The organism is Amycolatopsis jejuensis (assembly GCF_000717335.1).
Taxonomy (GTDB): domain Bacteria; phylum Actinomycetota; class Actinomycetes; order Mycobacteriales; family Pseudonocardiaceae; genus Amycolatopsis; species Amycolatopsis jejuensis.
The window spans coordinates 1-1156 of sequence record NZ_JNYZ01000091.1; the positions used below are offsets into that span (position 1 = coordinate 1).

Below are 1156 nucleotides of genomic sequence, written 5' to 3' on the forward strand. Positions count from 1 at the left end.
CCCTTCGGGCCGCTCATTTGCCACGCCTGGCACTCTGCCGGGTGGAGGTGGTGCCCGTGGCTCGTCAGCCCGAGGTGTTCGTGCACGAGTTAGAGCCCGAACAAGCACAACGTTTGGTGAAGATCACTAGGTCGAGCAGGGACCGGGTCCGGCTGCGTCGAGCCGGGATCGTGCTCTCGTCGGTGCAGGGGCGGTCAGCGGGTGAGATCGCGATGATGTTCGCCGCGACCGAGAACTATGTGCGGGAGGTGATCCACGCGTTCAACGCCCAGGGGTTCGCGGCACTGGACCCAAAATGGAGCGGCGGCCGACCAGCTAAATTCGGTCCGGCCGCCCGCGAGTTGATCTGCCGCATCGCCCGGAGTGATCCCCACGGGCTCGGGCAACCTTTCACCACCTGGAGCCTCACCAAGCTGGCCGCCTACCTGCGCGTACGCCACCGGCTGGCGGTCTCGGCGGAGACCACGCGACGAGTCTTGCGCGAGGCCGGCATCACCTGGCAGCGAACGAAGACCTGGAAACGCAGTCGTGACCCCGAGTTCGCCGCCAAGATGGCGCGCATCCTGGACCTTTACGACCATCCACCTGCCGATGGCCGCGTGCTCTGTGTCGATGAGTTCGGGCCGTTGAACCTGCAACCCCGGCCTGGTCACGGCTGGTTCCAGCGCGGCCAGCCTGTCCGGCTGCGCGCCACCTACAACCGGAATGCCGGAGTCCGGCAGATGTTCGCCGCGTTGGATCTGGCCTCGGGACAGGTGTTCTACCGATTCCGCGACCGCAAACGCTGGCCGCAGTTCCTCGACTTCTGCAAACAGCTCCGCCGCCGCTTCCCCGCCGGGAAACTCTACCTGATCAGCGACAACTACAAACCGCATGCCAAGGCCGAGGTCACCGAATGGTGTGCCCATCACGGGATCGAGCTGGTCTACACGCCCAGCAACGCGTCCTGGTTGAACTGGGTCGAGTGCGAGTTCACCGCGCTGCGCTACTTCGCTCTGGACGGCAGCGACTATCCCTCCCATGCCGTTCAGGAAGCCGCGATCACCGGCTATCTACGGTGGCGCAACCGGCACTGCCACCCGAAGCGCCACTTCGCAGCCGGCTCGAAGATCCGCCGCCCAGATTACCTACCCAACGTTGCGTGACGCGGCACTAG

General features: G+C 65.4%; 1 protein-coding gene. It reads left to right on the forward strand.

The genetic code is table 11. The annotated features are described in order from the left end of the window. The coding region (locus tag OO71_RS45855) for an IS630 family transposase (protein WP_245633992.1) at positions 1-1145 on the forward strand (1145 nt) is incomplete at its 5' end. Between the last annotated feature and the right edge of the window lie 11 nt (positions 1146-1156).